Origin of the sequence: Stenotrophomonas sp. RIT309, from assembly GCF_000632045.1 — a bacterium.
Classification (GTDB): Bacteria; Pseudomonadota; Gammaproteobacteria; order Xanthomonadales; family Xanthomonadaceae; genus Stenotrophomonas; species Stenotrophomonas indicatrix.
The window spans coordinates 74,331-96,451 of the sequence record NZ_JFYS01000015.1; the positions used below are offsets into that span (position 1 = coordinate 74,331).

The following is a 22,121-nucleotide window of genomic DNA, read 5'->3' on the forward strand; positions in this document are numbered from 1 at the left end:
CCCGGCGCGCTTGCTAGACTGCGGCCATGTTCGCCAACGCCTCGCTCACCGGCAGCAAGCCGGAACAATACGCCCAGCTGCTGGAACAGGCCCGTGGCCTGGTCTACGGCGAGTCCGACCGCATCGCCAATGCGGCCAACCTCGCTGCACTGGTCTACCACGCCCTGCCCGACCTGAACTGGGTGGGCTTCTACCTGTATGACGGCAAGGAACTGGTGGTCGGTCCGTTCCAGGGCCTGCCGGCCTGCGTACGCATTCCGCTGGACAAGGGCGTGTGCGGTGCGGCCGCCAGCCAGCGCGTCACCCAGCGGATCGAAGATGTGGACGCCTTCCCCGGCCATATCGCCTGCGACGCCGCATCGCGCTCGGAACTGGTGGTGCCGTTGCTCCGTGGTGGGGAGCTGATCGGCGTGTTCGATATCGACAGCCCGGTCGTCGGCCGCTTCGATGCCGAGGACCAGGCCGGCCTGGAAGCCATCGCCGAGGTGTTCGTCGGGGCGTTGGCGTGAGCGCGGTCAAGCTGCGCAACATCGGCCCGAAGAGTGCGGCATGGCTGCGCCAGGTGGGCCTGCGCAGCCGTGAGGACCTGGTTGCCATCGGTGCCGTCGGTGCCTTCGTCAAGGTCAAGCGTGCCGGCTTCAAGCCCAGCCTCAACCTGCTGTATTCGCTGGAAGGTGCGCTGCTGGACTGCCACTGGCAGGAACTGAGCGAGCCGCAGCGTACGGCGCTGGTGCAGGACTACGAAGCGCGGATTGCCGTGCATCCGCTGAAGGCGGCAGGTCCGGCCTCGGGCCCGGTGCATGAGCAGCGCTTCGACGCCGAGGACGACGGCGAAGAAAGCACGGCCGAAAGCGCCGACGAGGATTGAGGCCTCCGCGTTGCTGGGAATGCCGGCCACCGGCCGGCACCACCACTGTGATGCGCGATCGGTAGCGCCGGGCCATGCCCGGCGAGCGCGTAGCGCGGGTGATGTGGAATCCGCCGGGCATGGCCCGGCGCTACCGGATTCGTCAGGGTTGCTGCAGCTCCAGCAGCTCGCCCACCAGCCCCACTTCTCCGCGCTCGACCCACACGCGCAGGCGCGTGCCGTGGTCGATGCGCAGCGCCCAGCACAGCGACATCGGCAGGCCGCACACCAGCGACAGCACCATGCGCAGCGGGCCGCCGTGGCTGACCACGACCGTCGGCGGCGGGTCGTCGTCATCCAGCAGGCGATCCAGCGCGCGTGCGATGCGCCGTTCGAAGTGGCCCCAGCTTTCGCCATGCGGCGGCGGAAACGCGTGCGGATCGGCGTGGAACGCGGCCAACGCCTCTTCCGGCAGATCGAACAATGACTGGCCATCCCAATCACCGAAATCCAGCTCTTCCCACTCCTCGTCGGCCTCAACATCCAGCGCGCGCGGTGTGGCCAGTGCCATCGCCGTATGCAGCGAGCGCAGGCGCGGCGAACTGATCACCCGTTCCCACGATTGCCCGGCATAGGCATCGACCAGTTCCTGCGGCAGGCGGGCCAGCTGCGGCGGATCGCTGCGGCCATCGAGGAACTCATCGCGACCGTTGCCGGCATGGCGGACTAGGTCGAGGATCATGCGCGTGCCCAGTCAGGGCGGCGCGGGAACAGCGGAAAACAGACGGACATCGGCAACGGCACCACGATAATTCGAGCTGCATTCTAGGCGCTGGCGCAGGTCTGCTGCACCGTGCAGGTGCATCAGCGCCTGCTCAGTCGTGCGGGTTCGACGCTACGGGCCGGCCGCGATGCCGTAGACTGCGCGCACTTCCAGGTGACCTGCGGCCCTGCCGGCAGGTTGAAACGGGAAGCCGGTGACGCGTGACAACACGCCATGCCGGCGCTGCCCCCGCAACGGTAAGCACGTCAATTCCAGGCAACCCGCCACTGTGCCGCAGGCATGGGAAGGCGCCTGGACGGTGGCCTCGGGCCACCCGGCGGCGAGCCCGGAGACCGGCCCGGAAGCCTCAGGTCGCGATGCGGTGGGCATGGCGCTGGATGTCTGTGGCGATGGCCGCGGCATCGGCGCGTGCCTGCCTGTTGTGACTCCTCCCCTTCGCTGCGCGGGCGTGCGCGGCACCTGGAGTCCCCCGATGAAACTGCAGTCCCGAATGCTGTCCCTGGCCGTGCTGGCCGCACTTCCTGCATTGGCCCTGGCCGATGATGGCGCCGCCGACCTCGACCAGGTGCTGGTCACCGCTACCCGTACTCCGATCGCCCTGCAGGACAGCATTGCGCCTGCGCAGGTGATCGACCGCGCGCAGATCGAATCCAGCCAGGCCACCTCCCTGCAGGAACTGCTGCAGGGCCGCGCCGGCATCAACCTGACAAATGCCGGTGGCCTGGGCAAGCAGAGCTCGCTGTTCCTGCGTGGCACCAATTCCTCGCATACCGTGGTGCTGGTCGATGGCGTGCGCATCAACAGCGCCGACCTCGGCCTGGCGATGTACCAGGATCTGCCGCTGGCACAGATCGAGCGCGTGGAAATCGTGCGCGGCCCGCAGTCCAGCCTGTACGGTGCCGACGCCATCGGCGGCGTGATCCAGATCTTCACCCGCCGCAACCAGGGTGATTTCGCTCCGCACTTCCAGCTGGGCGGCGGCAGCAATGGCCTGCGTGAAGCCAGCGGCGGCATCGGTGGCGGCACCGAACGCGGCTGGTTCGGCGCCGACATCGCCTACCAGCATTCGGATGGCATCGATGCCTGCCGCGGTTCGGCCACGCTGTTCACCGGCTGCTTTGCCGATGAACCCGACCGCGATGGCTACCGCAACCTGTCCAAGAGCCTGCGCGGTAGTTACAACCTGAGCGACCAGTGGACCGTGGAAGGCAGCGCGCTGCGTGCCGACGGCAAGAACCACTACGACGGATACTACAACTACTCCGAGACCCGCCAGCAGGTACTGGCCGGCAAGGTGCGCTACACCCCGTCGGAGCAGTTGACGCTGACCGCCAACGTCGGCCGCAGCGACAACGAGTCCGACAACTTCGGTGATTTCGGTGCACGCGGCAGCGCACAGACGCACCGCGACAGCGCTTCGCTGCAGGCCGACATCGGTATTGCCGAAGGCCAGCTGCTCAGCGCCGGCGTGGACTGGAGCGAGGACAACCTGGATGGCAGCAGCGCCGGTTACCTGGTCGACAGCCGTCGCAACACCGGCGTGTTCCTGCAGTACCAGGCGCGCTTCGGCCGTCACCAGCTGCAGGCCAGCGCACGCAATGATGACAACCAGCAGTTCGGCAACCATGCCACCGGCAGCCTCGGCTGGGCGATGGAGCTGGGCCACGGCCTGCGCGTCAACGCCAGCTACGGCACCGCGTTCAAGGCACCGACCTTCAGCGACCTGTACGACCCGTGGAGCGGCGTGCCGACGCTGGACCCGGAGAAGTCCAAGAGTGCCAACCTCGGCATCTCGCAGCAGGGCCAGGGCTGGCGCTGGGGCCTGGACGTGTACGAAACCCGCATCGATGACCTGATCACCTACGACGCGGCCACCTTCCGCATGCAGCAGGTCGAAAAGGCATGCATCCGCGGTGCCGAACTGACCGGCGGCGCCACCGTGGCCGGCTTCGACATCAACGCGCAGCTGAGTTTCACCGACCCGCGCAACCGCACCAACGGCAGCGCGCAGTTCGACAACTGGCTGGCACGCCGTGCGCAGCAGACCGCGCGCCTGGACATCGACCGCCGCTTCGGCGACTTCCGCACCGGCCTGACCGTACAGGGCGCGGGCAAGCGCTACGACGATGCCGCCAACGCGGTGAAGGTCGGCGGCTACGGCACGCTGGACCTGCGCGCCGAATACGCGCTTACCCCGGCATGGTCGGTGCTGGCGCGGGTGGCCAATGTGTTCGACCGCGAGTACGAAACCGTGGCGTGGTTCAACCAGCCAGGCCGCGAGTATCAGCTGAGCGTGCGTTACCAGCCCAGGTAAGTGGTAGCGCCGGGCCATGCCCGGCGTCGGGGCGCCAGATCGAAGGGCCGCCGGGCATGGCCCGGCGCTACCGGCAGGTCAGATCGCCGATACCGCAGCCAATCCCGGCAGTTCACGCAGGTCGTCGATTACCGCGACGGCCTGCGCGTTTTCCAGGTCCAGTCCTCGCGGATAGCCGTAGCGCACCAGCGCGATCGGCATGCCGGCGTCCTCGGCAGCACGATAGTCGGTGAGCGAATCGCCAACCATCAGGCACGCATCGACGGGCAGTTCGAAGTGCGCGGCGATATGCCGCAGCGGCTCACCACTGGGCTTGCGCTGCGGCAGCGAATCACCACCCAGCACCAGCGCAAAGGCATCGGCGATGCCCAAGTGCTGCAGCAACGGCGGCACCAGCGCGGCCGGCTTGTTGGTGCAGATGGCCAGCGGCACGTTCAACGCCCGCAACTGCGCCAGCGCGTCCACTACGCCAGCGAACAGCTGCGGGCTGCGCAGCAGGCATTCGCGGTAATGGACCATGAAGGTCGGCATCACCGCTGCCAGATCGATCTGACGCCCGGCGGCCTGCACGGCCTGTTCGACCAGCCGGCGCACGCCGTCGCCGATCCAGCCCAGCACGGTGGCTTCGGGTACGCGCGCCAGGCCGATGTCTTCCAGCGTGCGGTTCAGTGCTTCGGCGATATCGGCGGCGCTGTCGACCAGCGTGCCATCGAGGTCGAACACGACCAGCGGATAGGGATACGACAAGGGACGGCTCACTCGTGCAACGTGGGGCCGTCCATTGTACGCCCGCGTCTTCAGCCGATCCGGCGTGCGCGGGTGGCCAGGAAGGTCGGCAGGTAACGGTCGATCAGGAAGCGCGGCTGCGGCTGCCAGTCTTCCATGAAGCGGTCGATGACGAACCCGGCATCCAGCTGCCCGGCGATCAGATCCCCCAGGCTGTGACCGAATGTCAGCGCTTCGCCACGGGCCAGCTTGGCCTCGCGCGCGGCGGGCTCCAGGTCTTCCAGGTCGGAATAGGGAATCGCGTACTGCGGGCGGATCAGGCCCTGCTCGCTCAGCTGTGCATCAGGCGCGGCAACGAACACCACCGGATTGTAGAAGCTGGCCATCAGCAGGCCATCGCGTGCCAGCACCCGGCGGCACTCGGCCCACACCGGACGCACGTCGGGCACGTACAGGTTCGATATGGGATGGAACACCACGTCGAAGCTGTCGCTGGCAAAGGCCTGCAGATCACGCATGTCACCCTGCACGGTGCGCAGCGACAGACCGTCGCGGTCGGCGACGGCGCGGTCCTGCGCCAGCTGCCCGTCGGAAAGATCGAACACGGTCACCTCAGCGCCTGCCGCGGCAAGCACGGGTGCCTGTTGGCCACCGGCCGAGGCCAGGCACAGGATGCGCCTGCCACGCACATCGCCCAGCCAATCCAGCGGCAACGCACGCGGCGTCAGGTGTACCTGCCAGCGTCCCTCGCGTGCGGCGGCAATCGTTTCGGCATCCACCGGTCGCGACCACTCGCGCACCTCGCTGGCCTGGCGGTCCCAGGCAGCACGGTTGTGGTCGATCAACGCCTGTCCATGGTTCATGTGTTCTCCTTGCGCGAAGGGCGCCAGTCCAGATCCTGGAAGGCCGGGCTGGCGAAGCACTCGGCGAGGAAATCCAGGAATCGCCGCATGATAACGGGCTGTTGCCGGCGCGAGGCGTACACGGCATGAATGCCCAGCTCGTCCAGGCTGTACTCGGGCAGCAGTTCGATCAGCTCACCACTGCGCAGCAACGGTGCGACCTGGTAGGTCGGCAACATGGCAATACCTGCATTGGCGCGCACCGCCTCCAGCAACAGCGATGCTTCATTGGCACTGATGTTGCCGCCCACCGCCACCGACAACGAGCGCCCTTCGCGATGCAGCTGCCACAGGCTTTTGCCGACGTAGTGATGGGTCAGGCAGTTGTGCACGGCGAGGTGTTCGGGCGCGGTCGGCGTGCCACGCGCCTGCAGGTAGGCCGGCGTCGCGCACAGCACCGAACGGCAGATCGCCAAACGACGCGCGATCAGGCTGGGATCGATCTGCCGCGCGATGCGCACGGCCAGGTCGACGCGCTCCTCCACCAGGTTGACCATGCGGTCGACCAGCAGCAGTTCGATGCGTGCGGCCGGATGGCGCTGCACGAAGGCGGCCACCGCACGCGCCAGATGGCTCTGCCCGAACGACACGCTGGCGGTGATGCGCAGCGTGCCGTGTGGCTCGGGATCGTCGCTGGCCAGCTCACCCTGCAGTTCTTCGCCGATCGCCAGCATCTGCCGGAAACGCGCCAGCGCGGCTTCACCGGCCCCGGTCAGGCTGACCCGCCGCGTGGTCCGGTGCAGCAGCCGCGCGCCCAGCCAGCCCTCCACCTCGGCCAGGTAGCGGCTGACCATCGCCCGCGACATGTCCAGCACCTCGGCGGCGGCGGTCAGGCTGCCGCGCTCGGCAACTTCGACGAATACGGTCATGGCGGTCAATCGGTCCATCTGCTCGATCCATGCAACAAACAAGCGCGTTATACGCTGTTTTTCGATCGACTGCAGCGGCCTACAGTGGCCCCATTCCCAACCACCACCCCCACGGAGTCCTGCCATGAAGATCGCCCTCGTCGGTGCCACCGGCAACATCGGCCGCCAGATCGCCCGCCACGCGCTGGCCAACGGCCATCAACTGACCGTCATCGTGCGCAGCGCGCAGGACCTGCCGGCCGAGCTGGCCGGGGCCCATCCGGTCATCGCCTCGCTGGATGACCAGGACGCCCTGGTCGCCGCCATCGCCGGCCACGATGTGCTGGCCAGCGCCTACGGCCCGCGCCCGGGCGACGACATCGGTCGCGTCGGCGAGGTTGCCGCACAGCTGGCCAATGCCGCCCGCAAGGCCAACGTGCCGCGCCTGGTCGTGGTCGGCGGCGCCGGCAGCCTGGAAGTCGCCCCCGGCGTGCAGCTGGTCGACACCCCCACCTTCCCGGAGGCCTACAAGCCCTACGCGCTGGCCCACCGTGAAGCGTTCAACCGCTTGCAGGCGGTGGATGACCTGGACTGGACCTTCTTCTCGCCGGCCGCCGAAATCGGCCCAGGTGAAGAGCGTGGGCAGTACCGCGTGCAGCCCAAGGCCTTCCTCGCCGATGCCAGCGGCCACAGCCGCATCAGCTACGCCGACTACGGCGCCGCGTTCGTCGCCGAACTGGAAGCGCACAAGCACCCCAGGCAGATCATCACGGCGGCGTACTGATCGCGCACTCGCCGGCCTGACCGCCTGCCGGGCATGGCCCGGCGCTACCCACCTGTAAAGCCGAAGGCAACGGCAGGAGCCGTTGCCAACGTCGCTTGCGACGGCCCGTAGGGGGCCGGGCAAGGACGCCCGGCATAGCCAACGCTCGGCTCGACACTCCAAGGACACCTCCCATGCGTACTGCTGCCCTGCTGCTTCCTCTCGCGCTGGCTGCCAGCTTCACCAGCGCCCCGCTGCTGGCCGCACCGGCCACGCCTGCACCCGCCAGCGCTGCCAAATCCCAGCTGCGCCTGCAGACCTTCCATCCCGGCCCGCAGGCAATGTTCTCGGTGTCCTCGGTGCTGATCGAAGGGCGCAACGACGCGATCCTGGTCAACGCGCAGTTTGCTGCCGGCGATGCACGCCGGCTGGTCGAGCAGATCCGTGCCAGCGGCAAGCGGCTGACCACCATCTACATCAGCCATGGCGATCCGGACTATTACTTCGGCCTGGCCACCGTGCAGGATGCGTTCCCGCAGGCGCGCATCGTCGCGACCGCGCAGACCGTGGCGCACATCCGTGAATCCCAGGCCGGCAAGCTGGCGTACTGGGGGCCGAAGATGGGCGCCGACGCTCCCGCACGCATCGTGGTGCCCGCGGTGCTGGAAGGCGATGCACTGCAGCTGGAAGGCCAGCGCCTGCCGTTGATCGGCCTGGATGGCCCGACGCCGGACCGCAGCGTGCTGTGGGTGCCGTCGCTGCGCGCGATCGTCGGTGGCATTCCGGTAGTGGCCGGCGAGCACGTGTGGATGGCCGATACGCAGACGCCGCAGTCGCATGCCGATTGGCTGCGCACGCTGCAGCAGCTGCAGGCGCTGAAGCCGAAGGTGGTGGTGCCCGGCCATTACGCGGAGGGTGCGGTACTGGATGCCAGTGCGTTGCGCTTCACCGCGGATTACATCCGTGCCTTCGATGTTGAAACCGCCAAGGCCAAGGACAGCGCTGCGTTGGTGAAGGCGATGCAGGCGCGCTATCCGCAGCTGGCGGGTGTGGCGTCGCTGGAGTTGAGTGCGAAGGTGGCCAAGGGCGAGATGCAGTGGCCGTAAGGTAGGGGGTTCTTTTGCAGGGCTGCGCCCTGCACCCGCCGAAACGGTAGTGCCGGCCGCTGGCCGGCAACCTCAAAGCCAAAGCAACAGCAGGCATTCCGTGGGTAGGCGGGGTGGGTCCGGTTGCGGGGGACGCCGTAAACCCCCAGACCGGCCCAGCCGCTGGCGGCTGTGCGTTCGGGCGCTTGCGAAGCAGTGCTTCGCAAGCAAAGCGCCCTCACCCTTGGGGGCTTGGCCGCGGCATCCATGCCGCGGACACCCCCGCAACCGGACCCGCCCCGCCTTCGACAGGTTCCCGCTGCTGTTGGTGGGTGCTGACCGTTGGTCGGCACGCGGCTGTTGGTAGGTGCTGACCGTTGGTCGGCACGCGGCTGTTGGTAGGTGCTGACCGTTGGTCGGCACGCGGCTGTTGGTAGGTGTCGACCTTGGTCGACACATGTATCAGGTCCGTGGGGAATCGTTCGTTGCGTGCTCGAACAATTCGCCCTGCACCACGGCTTCCTTTTCGCGGAAACCGCCGAGGCCGACGCCGACCAGCCGATAGCGGGTGTCGGCGGGCAGGTCGACGCGGGCGCGCAATGAAAGTGCGATGTCGCGCAGTTCTTCCATCGACTCGGGCGGGCGTTCGGGGGTGAAGCTGCGGGTGAGGATGCGGAACTGCGCGGTCTTCAGTTTCAGCACCACGGTGTGGCCGATGCGTTCGGTCTTGCGCGTGGCCTGCCAGGTCTTCCCGGCCAGCTGCACGATCGCCTCGCTCAGGTCTTCCAGCAGCAGGTCCTCGGCGAAGGTGTCCTCCGAAGAGATCGACTGCACCTGCTGGTCCGGTTCGACCGGCCGCTCGTCGACACCGCGTGCGCGGTTGTACAGGCTGCGGCCGAAGCTGCCGAAGGCGTCTTCCAGGTCCGGCAGCGTCCATTGCCGCAGGTCGCCGCAGGTGACGATGCCGCGCGCCGCCAGCTTGCCTTCCATCACCTTGCCCACGCCGGGCACGCGGTTCACCGGCAGCGGCAGCAGGAATGCGTCCACCCGCTGCGGCGGAATCACGAACTGGCCGTCGGGCTTGCGCCAGTCCGAGGCGATCTTGGCCAGGAACTTGTTCGGCGCGATCCCGGCCGAAGCGGTCAGGTTGGTTTCCTCGCGGATCTGCGCGCGGATGGTGCGGGCGATGTCGGTGGCCAGTTCGATGCCACTCTTCGGCTCGGTTACGTCCAGGTAGGCCTCGTCCAAGGACAGCGGCTCGACCAGGTCGGTATGGCGCAGGAAGATCTCGCGCACGTGGCGCGACACCGCTTTGTAACGCGCGAAGTCCGGTGGCACGAAGACCGCGTCCGGGCACAGGCGCTCGGCGCGCAGTGCCGGCATCGCCGAACGCACGCCGAACACGCGCGCCTCGTACGAAGCGGCACACACCACTGAACGCGCACCGCGCCATGCCACCACCACCGGCTTGCCGCGCAGTGACGGATCGTCACGCTGCTCCACCGACGCGTAGAAGGCGTCCATGTCGACGTGGATGATCTTGCGCAGTGCGTTCATGGTTGGCCCACATGATACCCGCACCGTACCGGTCCAGACGCCGAAGTATGGTCGTTGTGCATCAACGGGATGCGTGGTTTCAGCTGAAAACACTACGCACGCGTACGGAGACGCGGTTTGATATCCGCCTGATCCGTCGTGCATCCTCGGGAACTCGTTGCCTTGTTTTCGCTTCCAGGATTGCGCTTTCCATGACTCGTCTCCACGCGTTCAACCGCGACCAGCTGCTGGCCAGCGCACGCGGTGAACTGTTCGGCGCTGCCGCCGGCCGGTTGCCCAACGACCCGATGCTGATGTTCGACCGCATCACCGAAATCCGCGAGGACGGCGGACCGCATGGCAAGGGCATGGTACGCGCCGAACTGGATATCCGCCCGGACCTGTGGTTCTTCGGCTGCCACTTCATCGGCGACCCGGTGATGCCCGGCTGCCTGGGCCTGGATGCCATGTGGCAGCTGACCGGCTTCTTCCTGACCTGGCTGGGTGCCCCCGGCAAGGGCCGCGCCCTGGGCTGCGGCGAAGTGAAGTTCACCGGCCAGGTGCTGCCTGATGCCAAGCTGGTGCGCTACGAGATCGACATCAGCCGCGTCATCAACCGCAAGCTGGTGATGGCCCAGTCCGACGCACGCATGTACGTGGACGACCGCGAGATCTACAACGCCCGCGACCTGCGCGTGGGCCTGTTCACCGAAACCGGGAGCTTCTGATGCGTCGCGTCGTCATCACCGGCATGGGCATCACGTCCTGCCTCGGCAATGATCTGGATACCGTTTCGGCCGCCCTGCGTGAAAGCCGCGCCGGCATCACCGCGCTGGCCGACCACGCCGAAGCCGGCCTGCGCAGCCAGGTCGGCGGTCGCGTCGACCTCGACCTGGATGCGCTGATCGACCGCAAGCAGAAGCGCTTCATGAGCGATGCCGCTGCCTTCGCCTACCTGGCGATGGCCGATGCCATCACCGATGCGGGCCTGACCCCGGAACAGGTCAGCGGCCTGCGCACCGGCCTGATCGCCGGTTCCGGCGGTGGCTCCAGCGAATGGCAAGTCGGTGCGGTGGATCTGCTGCGCAGCCGTGGCGTGCGCAAAGTGGGTCCGTACATGGTGCCGCGCACGATGTGCTCGACCGTGTCGGCCTGCCTGGCCACCGCATTCCAGATCAAGGGCGTCAGCTACTCGCTGTCGGCCGCCTGCGCGACCTCGGCGCACTGCATCGGTGCGGCTGCCGACCTCATCCGCCACGGCGCGCAGGACATCATGTTCGCTGGCGGCGGTGAAGACCTGCACTGGTCGATGAGCGTGATGTTCGATGCGATGGGCGCGCTGTCCACCAGCTTCAACGACACCCCCGCCAGCGCCTCGCGCCCGTATGACAAGGACCGCGATGGCTTCGTCATCGCCGGCGGTGGCGGCATGCTGGTGCTGGAGGACTACGACCACGCGGTGGCACGTGGCGCGCACATCCATGCCGAGCTGATCGGCTATGGCGTGACCTCCGATGGCGCCGACATGGTCGCGCCGTCCGGCGAAGGCGCCGTGCGCTGCATGAAGATGGCGCTGCAGAACGTCGACCGTCCGCTGGATTACCTCAACACCCACGGCACCTCGACCCCGCTGGGCGATGTGACCGAGCTGGGTGCGATCCGCGAAGTGTTCGGCGATGCGATTCCGCCGCTGTCCTCGACCAAGGCGCTGTCGGGCCATTCGCTGGGCGCCGCCAGCGTGCATGAAGCGATCTACTGCCTGCTGATGATGCGCGATGGCTTCGTGACCGGCTCGGCCAACATCGGCGAGCTGGACCCGAGGGTGGAAGGCTTCCCGATCCTGCGCGAAAGCCGCGAGCAGAGGCTGGATACGGTGATGTCCAACAGCTTCGGCTTCGGTGGCACCAACGCGGCGCTGGTGTTCGGCAGGGTGTGATCTGAAAGCGTGCCAACCAAGGTTGGCACCTACCAGGGCGGTAGCGCCGGGCCATGCCCGGCGAGAACGGTGAAGCGTGCCGACCAACGGTCGGCACCCACCAGCTTCAAGGTGACACCCACCAGAGCGGTAGCGCCGGGCCATGCCCGGCGAGAGCGGTGAAGCGTGCCGGCCAACGGTCGACACCCACCATCCCCCACCGTTACCTCGGCAGCAGCGGCAGCAGCAAGGCGTGCGCGTCCACCAGCGAGCCGACGATGCGGTGGCCGAGCGCGCGCAGTTCTTCATCGGGATGCACCAGATCCGGTACCTGGATCACGGTCATGCCGGCGGCCAGCGCGGCACGGGTTCCCGCCGGCGAATCCTCCAGCGCCAGGCAACGTTCCGGCGCCTGTCCCAGCCGCTGCGCGGCCAGCAGGTAGATGTCCGGCGCCGGCTTCGGCCGCGCCACATCGCCACTGGTGATCACCGCATCGAAGTATGGCAGCAGCCCGGCTGCAGCCAGCTTGCGGTTGGCCCGCGGCTGCCGCGTAGTGGTCGCCACCGCGCGCGGCACCGCATGCGCCTTCAGCAGCTCCAGCAGTTCCAGGATGCCCGGCCGCAGCGGCAGCCCGGTCTGCGTGCGCTCCTCGTACAGATCATGGCAACGCGCGGCCATGGCCTCGATCATGCTGTCTTCGATGCCCTGCTGGCGCAGCAGCGCCTGGCTGTCGCGGTCGCCAAGGCCGACCATGCGCACGAAGAAGCTGGCATCCAGGGGCAGGCCGAATTCCTCCGCCGCCTCGCTCCAGCATGCAAGCGACACACGCTCGCTGTCGATCATCAAGCCGTCCATGTCGAAGATGACGGCGTCGGGCAGGAACGGCAGCGCAGCGATGGAGGTCATGGAGCGAACAACGTATCCAGATCGGTGGAGGTCAGCAGCCGCCATTGCCCTTCGGCCAGTCCCTGCAGGTCCAGGCCACCAACACGGCTGCGATGCAGTGCCTGCACATGGTTGCCTGCGGCAGCGAACATGCGGCGTACCTGATGGTAGCGGCCTTCGTGCAGTACCAGGCGCGCCTTGCGCGGCCCGAGCACCTGCAGTTCAGCCGGCAGCAGGGGCGTCTTCTCCGCTTCCAGCATCAGCGTGCCGCTGGCAAACAGCGCCACCTCGTCACCACGCAGGTCTTCGGCCAGCTCCACTTCGTAGACCTTGGGCAGCTTCGACTTCGGCGAAATGATCCGATGCAGCAGGTTGCCGTCGTCGGTCAGCAGCAACAGGCCGCTGGTCTCACGGTCCAGACGGCCGACAGTGGACAGCACCGGGTCGCGGTCGCGGAAGCGCGGCGGCAGCAGGTCGTAGATCAGGCGGCCCTTGTCCTTGGTCGAACAGGTGTAGCCAGCCGGCTTGTACATCGCCAGCGACAGGCCCACCGGCGGGTCCAGTGGCTCGCCGTCGACCCGCACCGCTTCATGCGGCACCTGGTCGTCGGCGTACAGCACCTCGCCGTCGGCGTCGGTGACGCGGCCTTCGCGGAACATCCACTGCACCTGCTTGCGGCTGCCGTAGCCGAGGTTGGCGATGTGCTTGACCAGCTTCACCGGCCCTTCCCCTTGCCCTTCACCGCTTCGACCAGCTTGAAGCCATCGCGCTCGGCAACCACGCGCACCGCGCCGAAGCTCTCGTTGAGCGTGTACTCGTAGGGCAGGTGGCGGTTGGCCACCACGTACAGGCGCCCACCCGGGCGCAGCGCCTGCGCGGCCACGGCGATGAAGCGCTGGCCGATGTCCGGGCGATCCGCACGCGAGGGCGTGTGGAACGGCGGGTTGCTGATGATGACGTCGTAGTCCGGCTCGATACCGGCGGTGACGTCGCGCCACAGGAAGCGCAGCGGCACGGGGCGCGGTGGCGGTGCCAGATTGAGTTCGGCCAGGTCCAGCGCGCGCTTCTCGGCCTCGTACAGGTCCAGCGCGGTGATCTTCGGGCAGCGCTCCAGCAGTTCACGCGACAGGTAGCCGTAACCGGCACCGAGGTCAGCTGCACGCCCGGCCAGGTCGGCCGGCAGATGCTCGGCCAGCAGGGCCGACGCCGGGTCGATGCGGTCCCAGGCGAACACGCCCGGACGGCTGAGGAAACGGCCGCCGACGATCGGCCGCACTGCGTCCAGCGCGCCCCAGCGCTTGGCTACGTCCACATCGTGCTGGCCCTGCAGCGGAGCGGTCCAGAACACGCGGCAGTGGTTCTTGGTCAGGCTGCCGCCGAGGCCAGCCAGCTGCTTGAGGTCGCCTTCGCCGGAGCGGGCACCTTCGTTGTTGTGCTGGCAGGCCACGATGCGGCCACCCTCGGCGACCAGCGCCAGGGCGCGGGCGAACAGCGCGCGGGCTTCCTCGCGCTGGCGCGGCGGCAGCACCAGCACCAGCGGGTAACGGCCGCGGCCGGCAACATCATCCAGCTGCCCGCTGACGGTCCAGCCAGCGGCCTGCTGCAGCGGCTGCGCGAACGGGGCGAAGCTCTGTTCGCAGTCGACTTCGCGGCCGCCGGCCTGCTCGCGCAGTGGCCAGCCGTCACGGGCGCGCAGGAAGGCCACCGGGCCCTCCGGCCAGCGCAGGGCGCCGCTGGAGAACGGCAGGAACAGGGTCTGCAGGGGGGCGTCGTCGCTGGATGCCATCGGCGCGGGTACTGGAAGCGTGAGGGCCGTCCATTGTACCGGCTTGTCCGCCCCGGCCCGGCCCCGGCCACCGCTTTGCGAAACTTCAACGTTGCCTTGATGCCGCAGCAACATGCCAGCGTTCAGGGTAGAAGCTCCCCCGCAACCCTTGGAGATCCTGCATGCGTGCCTTGTTCGTCGGAGGTGTCGTCGACAACAGTGAAATGGACCTGGAAGGCAGCCATCCCCCCGTGCATTACCCGGAGGACACCGGCGGCGGCCATTCCCGCTACCGCCTGCACCAGGTTGGCCACGGCGCCGATGGCAGCGTGGCCTACGCCGTCTATGGCGCGCCGGATCTGGCAGACGATGAAGTGACCCGGGTAGCCGAGGAGCGCGCGTATGCGCGCAGGTTCGAAGCGACGGCAACGCTGTTCGAACATTGACCACCGCAGCCACGCATGGCGTGGCTCTACTGTTCGAATGACCATCGCAGCCACGCATGGCGTGGCTCTACTGTTCGAATGATCATCGCAGCTACGCGTGGCGTGGCTCTACAGTAGATCCACGCCATGCGTGGATGCAGCCATCTGCAGTTGCCGTCAGAGCCTCGGCGGCAACCTGCGGATGCTGGCGATTTCATCCAGCCACACGTAATGCTGCTGCACCGGCGCATCAAGATCGTCCAGCCGCAGCTGGCCATTGCTGCCTTCGTCGCCGGCGTCGTTGCGGTACTGTTGCAGCGTCGGCTGCACCGCCACCGTGCCCAGCAGGCGTCGGCCATCGTGCAGGGTCAGCTGCACCTCGGTTTCCCCCTGCAACTGCGGCAACAGGGCTTCCAGGCGCGCGATCTGCGCGGAATCAGTATGGATACGGGGAGCAATACGGGACATCGGCGACCTCCTGAACTGCAGGGTCGCCGATCGTCCGTGAATGCTCAGTGCAGCAGGTTGTCCCCGCGCGTGGCCTGCACGCGCCGCACCACACCCACCAGCTGGGCCACCGAATACGGCTTGGCCACATGCTCCTGGAAGCCCGAGGCCAACGCACGGCGACGGTCATCGGCACGCGCCAGCGCAGTCACCGCTACCGCAGGCAGCGCTGCCGCATCCACGCCCAAGTCCTGCCGCAACGTGCTTACCAGGCCATAGCCATCCATGCCCGGCATGCCGATGTCGGTCAGCAGCACCTGGTACTGCAGGTGGCCATTGTCGGCCAGCAGCGCCAGCGCTTCGCCCGCCGAACTGGCGGCGGACACGCTCGCGCCCTGCTCTTCCAGCATGCGCCGCAGGTACTCCAGCACTTCAGGCTGGTCTTCCACCGCCAGCACATGCAGGCCGCGCAGCGGGTACGGCTCGACCACCATCGGTTCCAGGATAGGACCGCTGACGACCTCACGCAGCGGACGCCGTTCGGCATCCGGCAGATGCTGCGGCAGGCGCACGGTGAAGGTGGAGCCGTGACCGTGGCCATCGCTGGCCGCGCTGACCGAACCGCCGTGCAACTCGACCAGCTGCTGCACGATGGCCAGGCCCAGGCCCAGACCGCCATGGCGGCGGGTGGTGGTGCCGTCGGCCTGGCGGAAGCGGCTGAACAGATGGTTCAGGAACTCCGGCGCGATGCCGTCGCCGGTATCGCGCACGGTGATCGTCCAATAGTTGCCATCGGCCTGCAGCTGCACGTCGATGCGGCCTTCGGCCGGGGTGAACTTGATCGCGTTGGACAACAGGTTCCAGAACACCTGCTGCAGCCGGGTGGCATCGCCCAGCACCTGGCAGGGCTGTGCCGGCAGCTGCAGGGTGACGTCCAGCGCCTTGCCCTCGGCCACCAGCTCCTGTGCGCCCATCGCTTCGTTCAACTGGTCGCGCAGGTCCAGCACTTCCACTTCCAGCTGCACCTTGCCCAGCAGCATGCTGCTGAGGTCGAGCATGTCCGAGATCAACCGCTTCTGCGCGGTCGCGCTGTTGGCGATCACGCCCAGGCCCTTGTACAGCGGGCTGGTGGAATCGACGCGCTGCAGCAGCAGTTCACTCCAGCCCAGGATCGTGGTCAGCGGCGTGCGCAGCTCGTGCGACAGCGTGGCCAGGAACTCATCCTTCAGCCGCGCCATGTTTTCGGCCGCACTGCGCGCGGCACGCTCGGACTGCAGCAGTTCCTCGCGCGCCAGTTCGATCTCGCGGCGCTCGGTGACATCCGGGCTGCTGCCGGCCAGGCCGATGAAACGGCCCATCCGCGAGAAGCGCGGACGTGCGTTCATTTCCAGCCAGCGCCACTGCCCATCGGCACGACGTGCACGCACCAACGCATGCATCGAACGCTGTGCCTTAAGCGCTTCCTGCAGTTCGTATTCGAACACCGACGCATCGTCGGGATGCACCAGGCCGCGCCAGACATCTTCGGGCACCCGGTTCTCGTCGCCGCCGAAGAACTCGCTGAAGGCACTGTTGACGAAGCGGGCGTGGCCGCGCTCGTCCAGCACCCACACCGGCATCGGCAGGCCATCGGCCAACGCACTGAAACGGGCCTCGCTCTCGCCCAGTTCCACTTCCATCTGCTTGCGCGCGGTCACGTCGAAGAACAGGATGCCGACCTTGTCCTCGCCCGGCTGGCCAACCCGAACGGCATCCACGGCGAACGTGCGCCCCAGAGCACGGGCATCCATTTCGAACTGGGCCGGTCGCCCGGTCCGCGCCACTTCGCCGTAGATCCGGAACCAGTCACCTTCGTGATGGGGCTCCAGCGTGCTCATGCGCTTGCCACAGGCATCCTTCAGGCCGGTGTGGCGCTCGAAGGCATCGTTGACCTCGAGGAAGCGGTAGTCGATCGCCTCGTCGCCATCGAACAGCACCTGGATCACACAGAAACCTGCGTGGATGCGCTCAAGCACGCCATGGTGCAGGTCGGTTTCGGGCGTCGGCACCATCAAGGGTGAGCGCTCCACGAGGGGCGGCAGTGTGGACAAGGGCGTGGGAGGAAAAGACCGGATGGAGGTACAGCATCTTCCAGAGTGCGTATTCACAGCGTCAAGCGCCGTCAGTCAGGGTTGACGACCATGAATTGGCGGCAACTGTTGACGCATTTGACGCTACTGGCCATTGCTGCGGCCCGGCGGCGGGATCACACTCGATCCGAGATCATCATCCTCCCCGCTTCGGGGACGCAGGAGACCGCCATGAAAGGTTCGCTTTCAACCGCCCTGCTGCTGGCCGGCATGCTTGCCGTGGGCAGCGTGGCCGCCGCGCCGCGGACGGTAACCGCGCCCGATGCGCCGCGCGCACTACAGGCCAATGGCCCGGTCAGCGTGCAGTGGAATGATCCGGCGCAATTCACCGAGATCCGCCAGAGCACCAACCGCTTCGAGGCCGAACGCGGGGACTGGGTGCAGCAGCTGGCACGCTACGTGCAGACCAGCGCCGCCAAGCCCCTGCAGGCCGGGCAGACGCTGGAGGTGACCCTGGTGGACGTCAAGCGCGCAGGCGACTACGAGCCCTGGCACGGCCCGCGTGGCCGCGACATCCGGATCATGCGCGACATCTACCCACCGCGGATCACCCTGCAGTACACGCTGAAGGACGCCAGCGGGCGCATCATCGATGAAGGCGACGCCCGCCTGAGCGACAGCGGCTACCTGCACAACATCGGCCTGAAGAGCGATACCGATCCGCTGCGCTATGAAAAGCGCCTGATCGATGACTGGGTGAAGCGCCAGCTGACCTCACGCGTTACCGCTGCCCGGTAGGTGTCGACCTTGGTCGACACGCAGCCACAGCGCCGACCAGGGTTTGATCCGATCCGGTAGGTGTTGACCTTGGTCGACACGCATTCACAGCGCCGACCAAGGTCGGCAGCTACCAGAGCCGTGCGCAGCGCTGATCCGATCCGGTAGGTGTCGACCTTGGTCGACACGCATTCACAGCGCCGACCAAGGTCGGCAGCTACCAGAGCCGTGTGCAGCGCTGATCCGATCCGGTAGGTGTCGACCTTGGTCGACACGCATTCACAGCGCCGACCAAGGTCGGCAGCTACCAGAGCCGTGTGCAGCGCTGATCCGATCCGGTAGGTGTCGACCTTGGTCGACACGCATTCGCAGCGCCGACCAAGGTCGGCAGCTACCAGAGCCGGTCAGTCCTGGTAGATGCGTGCCACGCGCTTGACGCCGCACGGCAGCTGGTAGGCACTGACACCGCAACGCGGCGCCAGATCGGACAGGGTCGGCGCCGTACCCCACAGTTCCACCACGCTGCCAACACCGGCCTGCGCATGCGCGGTCAGGTCCACGGTCAGCATGTCCATCGACACGCGGCCGATCAGTCCACCGGGTTGGCCATCGATCAGCACCGGCGTGCCATTGGGGGCGAACTGCGGATAACCATCGGCATAGCCCAGTGCGACCACGCCCACGCGTGTGCGCGCCTTGGCCACGAAGCGCGCACCGTAGCCGACCGGCTCGCCGGCTTCGATCCAGCGCTCGGCGAACACCTTGGACTGCATCGTCATCACCGGGCGCAGGCGCGCGGTGAGTTCACTGTTGTCCGGCAGCGGATTGGCGCCGTACAGCATCAGGCCCGGGCGCACCCAGTCACTGCGCACGTCCGGCCAGCCCAGCAGCGCCGGCGAGTTGCAGATGCTGGTCTCGCCTTCAAGACCATCGATGGCCTCGACGAAGGTCGCGGCCTGCTCACGGGTACGCTCGCTGTCCAGTTCATCGGCGCGTGCCAGGTGGGTCATCATCACGATGCGCGCCACCTGCGGCAGTGCAGACAAACGCGCGTGCGCGGCGCGGAATCCGGGAACGTCCAGGCCCAGCCGGTGCATGCCGCTGTCCAGCTTCAGCCACACCGTCAGCGGCCGCGGGCTGTCGAACGCGACCAGCGCTTCCAGCTGCCACGGCGAACCGACCGAGAACCACAGGTCATGCTCGGCCACCAGCGCCATTTCGCTGGGCTCGAAGATGCCTTCCAGCAGCAGGATCGGCGCACGGATGCCGGCCTGGCGCAGTTCCAGCGCTTCTTCGATGGTGGCCACGCCAAAGCCGTCGGCCTCGCCTTCCAGTGCCTGCGCACAGCGCACCGCACCGTGGCCATAGGCATCGGCCTTGAGGATCGCCAGCGCCTTGCCACCGCCCAGTTCACGGGCCAGGCGATAGTTGCTGCGCAGTGCGCCCAGGTCGATCAGCGCGCGGGCAGGACGCATGTGCGGTTCTCATGTTGCGGGGCGTGGCGGTACTGGCCGTAGCGGAAGATATCCAGGCCTTCGGTGCTGATCTGCGGCTGGCGCGCGCTCATCAGGTCGGCCAGGTAGCGGCCCGAGCCGCAGGCCATGGTCCAACCCAGCGTGCCGTGGCCGGTGTTGAGGAACAGGTTGCGGAACGGCGTGGCGCCGATCACCGGCGTGCCGTCCGGCGTGGCCGGGCGCAGGCCGGTCCAGAACTCGGCCTTGGCCAGGTCACCGCCCTTCGGGTACAGGTCGCGCACCACCAGCTCCAGCGTCTCGCGGCGGCGCGGCGACAGCGACAGGTCGAAACCGGCCACCTCGGCCATGCCGCCGACGCGGATGCGGTTGTCGAAGCGGGTCACCGCCACCTTGTAGCTCTCATCGAGGATGGTCGAAGTGGGTGCCATCGCCGGGTCGGTGATCGGCAGGGTCAGCGAGTAGCCCTTCAGCGGATACACCGGCAGGCGCATGCCCAGCGGCGCGACCAGTCCCGGCGAATAGCTGCCCAGTGCGACCACGAAGCGGTCCGCGGTTTCCAGCTTGCCGCCGATGCGCACGCCGGTGATGCGGTCGCCGTCGGATTCCACGCCGGTGATGTCCTGGTCGTAACGGAACTCGACCCCCGCTTCGGCCGCCATCTGCGCCAAGCGGCGGGTGAACAGCTGGCAATCGCCGGTCTGGTCGCGCGGCAGGCGCAGCGCACCCACCAGGCCATCGACGTGGGCCAGCGCTGGCTCGGCCTTGATGATGCCGGCGCGATCCAGCACTTCGTACGGCACACCGTACTGGGCCAGGATCTCGATGTCCTGCGCCGATGCATCCAGCTGCTGCTGGGTGCGGAACAGCTGGGTGGTGCCCAGGTCGCGCCCTTCGAAATCGATGCCGATCTGCGCACGCAGCTCGTTCAGGCAGTCGCGGCTGTACTCGGACATGCGCACCATGCGCGCCTTGTTGATCGCGTAGCGCTCGTGGGTGCAGTTGCGCAGCATCTGCCACAGCCAGCGGTACTGGGCCAGGTCCATGCCCGGCTTGATCGCCAGCGGTGCGTGCTTTTCGAACAACCAGCCGATGGCCTTCTTCGGCACGCCCGGGGCAGCCCACGGCGAGGTGTAGCCGAATGACAGCTGGCCGGCATTGGCGAAGCTGGTTTCCAGCGCGGGACCGGGCTGGCGGTCGACGACCGTGACTTCAAACCCGGCCTGTCGCAGGTACCAGGCACTGGTGGTGCCGATCACGCCGCTGCCGAGGACTAGGACTCGCATGGGAATTCTCCAACCCGATCATTCCCTGCATTTGCGTGCGCAGGGGCCATAATCGGGGAAGTATATTCTTCCGTATCCAGATGATTTGCCTGATTTCAGCAATGCAGTCAGGATATTTCCCTGTGATTCATTCCCCGAGCTTGACGCCCATGGCCACCCGTCCCCGCGAGCTGGACAAGATCGACCGCAAGATCCTGCGCATCCTGCAGGCCGAAGGCCGCATTTCCTTCACCGAGCTGGGCGAACGGGTCGGCCTGTCGACCACCCCGTGCACCGAGCGTGTGCGCCGGCTGGAGCGCGAAGCGGTGATCACCGGCTACCACGCGCACCTGGACCCCAGCGCGCTGAAAGCGAGCCTGCTGGTGTTCGTGGAGATCAGCCTGGCCTACAAATCCGGCGACATCTTCGAGGAATTCCGGCGTTCGGCGCTGAAGCTGCCCAACGTGCTGGAATGCCATCTGGTGTCGGGCGATTTCGATTACCTGCTGAAGGCACGGATCAGCGAGATGGCGTCCTATCGCAAGCTGCTCGGCAGCACCCTGCTGACCCTGCCACATGTGCGTGAGTCGAAGAGCTACATCGTGATGGAAGAGGTCAAGGAGACCTGGGCGCTGCCGATTCCGGATTGAACCGACCGGCGGCAGCGGGACCAGACCCCGCAACGCGGGCTCTGGTCCCCTGGCTGCATCAGCGCTGCTGCGGGTTCTTCATGGAACCTTGTTGCGGATTCTTCTTCTGCTGCTCGTTCGGCTGCTGTTGCTGTTGCTGCTGGCGTTGCTGTTCCTGCGGTGTTTTGCCCTGCTGTTCCTTGCCGGGATGACGGTTCTGCTGGTTGGCCATGATCGTATTCCAAGGGGACGAGGGAAGCGCGACGACAGGGATGCCGGCGCAGGTCCACCGTGGTCCTGGTGCGGTTAATCGCAGGCGAAAAACGGGTGATGCGGGGTGTACAGGGCGGGGGCTGTTTTCCGGCGGTCATGTAGGTGGCGGGTTTCCTGCCAACGGCTGAGCCCCTCGTGGCTGCGCATGCTTCCAGCATTGCGGGTGAGGCCGGGTGGGTGGGCTGTGCAGGGGACGCCGTGAATCCCCAGACCGGCCCAGCCGCTAGCGGCTGTGCGTTCGGGCGCTTGCGAAGCAGTGCTTCGCAAGCAAAGCGCCCTCACCCCTGTAGGCTCGGCGCGCCTTGCTCGTGTGCGCTGTCCTGCGCACACGGCAAGACCGGGGTTGGGCGTCCTGCCCAATCCGCCCGAGGCATGCCTCGGGCCCATGGCGCT

At 67.3% G+C, this 22,121-nt stretch carries 23 protein-coding genes and 1 riboswitch; of the genes, 10 read left to right on the forward strand and 13 right to left on the reverse strand.

What is annotated here, in order from left to right; genetic code table 11:
• The first annotated feature begins 26 nt into the window (after positions 1-26).
• Both BW38_RS10265 and BW38_RS10260 read left to right on the forward strand, forming a co-directional pair.
• A complete protein-coding gene (locus tag BW38_RS10265) occupies positions 27-509 on the forward strand; it encodes a GAF domain-containing protein (RefSeq protein ID WP_025878430.1) in 483 nt (160 codons plus the stop codon).
• Entirely contained in the window at positions 506-868 is a 363-nt protein-coding gene (locus tag BW38_RS10260; RefSeq protein WP_025878429.1) for a TfoX/Sxy family protein, read from the forward strand. The genes BW38_RS10265 and BW38_RS10260 overlap by 4 nt, the downstream gene beginning before the upstream one ends.
• Before the next feature lie 142 nt (positions 869-1,010).
• Here BW38_RS10260 and BW38_RS10255 read toward each other — a convergent pair whose 3' ends face one another.
• A complete protein-coding gene (locus BW38_RS10255; RefSeq protein WP_025878428.1) occupies positions 1,011-1,589 on the reverse strand; it encodes a histidine phosphatase family protein in 579 nt (192 codons plus the stop codon).
• A gap of 176 nt (positions 1,590-1,765) precedes the next feature.
• A riboswitch (cobalamin riboswitch) is annotated at positions 1,766-1,987 on the forward strand.
• A 116-nt stretch (positions 1,988-2,103) separates the two neighbouring features.
• Between BW38_RS10255 and btuB the strand changes: the two genes are divergently transcribed.
• A complete protein-coding gene (gene btuB / locus BW38_RS10250) occupies positions 2,104-3,945 on the forward strand; it encodes a TonB-dependent vitamin B12 receptor (protein ID WP_032976394.1) in 1,842 nt (613 codons plus the stop codon).
• Positions 3,946-4,023: 78 nt separating this feature from the next.
• Here btuB and gph read toward each other — a convergent pair whose 3' ends face one another.
• From gph to BW38_RS10235, 3 genes are read right to left on the reverse strand one after another with little or no spacing between them, the layout of a single operon-like run.
• Entirely contained in the window at positions 4,024-4,692 is a 669-nt protein-coding gene (gph, locus tag BW38_RS10245) for a phosphoglycolate phosphatase (RefSeq protein WP_025878426.1), read from the reverse strand.
• Between the two features lie 50 nt (positions 4,693-4,742).
• Positions 4,743-5,534: a class I SAM-dependent methyltransferase gene (locus BW38_RS10240; RefSeq protein WP_032976395.1), complete on the reverse strand. Its 792-nt coding sequence runs from the start codon at positions 5,532-5,534 to the stop codon at positions 4,743-4,745.
• On the reverse strand, positions 5,531-6,460 hold the full coding sequence (locus BW38_RS10235; RefSeq protein WP_032976396.1) for a LysR family transcriptional regulator: 930 nt from the start codon (positions 6,458-6,460) through the stop codon (positions 5,531-5,533). The genes BW38_RS10240 and BW38_RS10235 overlap by 4 nt, the downstream gene beginning before the upstream one ends.
• 106 nt (positions 6,461-6,566) lie before the next feature.
• On the opposite strand from BW38_RS10235, the gene BW38_RS10230 reads away from it, so the two are divergent.
• Both BW38_RS10230 and BW38_RS10225 read left to right on the forward strand, forming a co-directional pair.
• Entirely contained in the window at positions 6,567-7,205 is a 639-nt protein-coding gene (locus BW38_RS10230; protein WP_032976398.1) for an NAD(P)H-binding protein, read from the forward strand.
• A gap of 173 nt (positions 7,206-7,378) precedes the next feature.
• The gene (locus BW38_RS10225) at positions 7,379-8,290 is read left to right on the forward strand and encodes an MBL fold metallo-hydrolase (RefSeq protein WP_032976399.1); all 912 of its coding nucleotides are present in this window, start codon (positions 7,379-7,381) and stop codon (positions 8,288-8,290) included.
• A 441-nt stretch (positions 8,291-8,731) separates the two neighbouring features.
• Here the strand turns inward: BW38_RS10225 and dinB are convergent, their stop codons facing one another.
• Complete coding sequence (dinB, locus tag BW38_RS10220) at positions 8,732-9,826, reverse strand: DNA polymerase IV (RefSeq protein WP_025878421.1); 1,095 nt, start codon at positions 9,824-9,826, stop codon at positions 8,732-8,734.
• Between the two features lie 191 nt (positions 9,827-10,017).
• Here dinB and fabA point away from each other — a divergent pair, with 191 nt between their 5' ends.
• Both fabA and fabB read left to right on the forward strand, forming a co-directional pair.
• Complete coding sequence (fabA, locus tag BW38_RS10215; RefSeq protein ID WP_025878420.1) at positions 10,018-10,533, forward strand: 3-hydroxyacyl-[acyl-carrier-protein] dehydratase FabA; 516 nt, start codon at positions 10,018-10,020, stop codon at positions 10,531-10,533.
• Positions 10,533-11,741, forward strand: coding sequence for a beta-ketoacyl-ACP synthase I (gene fabB, locus BW38_RS10210; RefSeq protein WP_032976400.1), 1,209 nt, complete (start codon positions 10,533-10,535; stop codon positions 11,739-11,741). Before fabA ends, fabB begins: the two co-directional genes overlap by 1 nt.
• A 202-nt stretch (positions 11,742-11,943) precedes the next feature.
• On the opposite strand, the gene BW38_RS10205 is transcribed toward fabB, so the two are convergent.
• From BW38_RS10205 to BW38_RS10195, 3 genes are read right to left on the reverse strand one after another with little or no spacing between them, the layout of a single operon-like run.
• Positions 11,944-12,627: an HAD family phosphatase gene (locus BW38_RS10205; RefSeq protein WP_032976401.1), complete on the reverse strand. Its 684-nt coding sequence runs from the start codon at positions 12,625-12,627 to the stop codon at positions 11,944-11,946.
• Entirely contained in the window at positions 12,624-13,325 is a 702-nt protein-coding gene (locus tag BW38_RS10200) for a 16S rRNA pseudouridine(516) synthase (protein WP_032976402.1), read from the reverse strand. The genes BW38_RS10205 and BW38_RS10200 overlap by 4 nt, the downstream gene beginning before the upstream one ends.
• Entirely contained in the window at positions 13,322-14,392 is a 1,071-nt protein-coding gene (locus BW38_RS10195) for a class I SAM-dependent methyltransferase (protein ID WP_025878416.1), read from the reverse strand. Before BW38_RS10195 ends, BW38_RS10200 begins: the two co-directional genes overlap by 4 nt.
• A 161-nt stretch (positions 14,393-14,553) precedes the next feature.
• Here BW38_RS10195 and BW38_RS10190 point away from each other — a divergent pair, with 161 nt between their 5' ends.
• Entirely contained in the window at positions 14,554-14,817 is a 264-nt protein-coding gene (locus BW38_RS10190) for a hypothetical protein (RefSeq protein WP_025878415.1), read from the forward strand.
• 156 nt (positions 14,818-14,973) lie between these two features.
• Here the strand turns inward: BW38_RS10190 and BW38_RS10185 are convergent, their stop codons facing one another.
• A complete protein-coding gene (locus BW38_RS10185; RefSeq protein WP_032976403.1) occupies positions 14,974-15,264 on the reverse strand; it encodes a DUF3247 family protein in 291 nt (96 codons plus the stop codon).
• Positions 15,265-15,308: 44 nt separating this feature from the next.
• On the reverse strand, positions 15,309-17,294 hold the full coding sequence (locus tag BW38_RS10180; RefSeq protein ID WP_235189957.1) for an ATP-binding protein: 1,986 nt from the start codon (positions 17,292-17,294) through the stop codon (positions 15,309-15,311).
• Between the two features lie 249 nt (positions 17,295-17,543).
• Here BW38_RS10180 and BW38_RS10175 point away from each other — a divergent pair, with 249 nt between their 5' ends.
• Positions 17,544-18,110 (forward strand): DUF3016 domain-containing protein, encoded by a 567-nt coding sequence (locus tag BW38_RS10175; protein ID WP_032976406.1) that lies wholly within the window; start codon positions 17,544-17,546, stop codon positions 18,108-18,110.
• Between the two features lie 383 nt (positions 18,111-18,493).
• Here BW38_RS10175 and alr read toward each other — a convergent pair whose 3' ends face one another.
• On the reverse strand, positions 18,494-19,564 hold the full coding sequence (alr, locus tag BW38_RS10170) for an alanine racemase (RefSeq protein WP_032976408.1): 1,071 nt from the start codon (positions 19,562-19,564) through the stop codon (positions 18,494-18,496).
• Positions 19,543-20,847 (reverse strand): D-amino acid dehydrogenase, encoded by a 1,305-nt coding sequence (locus tag BW38_RS10165; protein ID WP_032976409.1) that lies wholly within the window; start codon positions 20,845-20,847, stop codon positions 19,543-19,545. The genes alr and BW38_RS10165 overlap by 22 nt, the downstream gene beginning before the upstream one ends.
• Positions 20,848-20,996: 149 nt before the next feature.
• On the opposite strand from BW38_RS10165, the gene BW38_RS10160 reads away from it, so the two are divergent.
• Entirely contained in the window at positions 20,997-21,476 is a 480-nt protein-coding gene (locus tag BW38_RS10160) for an AsnC family transcriptional regulator (RefSeq protein ID WP_025878409.1), read from the forward strand.
• 58 nt (positions 21,477-21,534) lie between these two features.
• On the opposite strand, the gene BW38_RS10155 is transcribed toward BW38_RS10160, so the two are convergent.
• On the reverse strand, positions 21,535-21,687 hold the full coding sequence (locus BW38_RS10155) for a hypothetical protein (protein ID WP_025878408.1): 153 nt from the start codon (positions 21,685-21,687) through the stop codon (positions 21,535-21,537).
• Between the last annotated feature and the right edge of the window lie 434 nt (positions 21,688-22,121).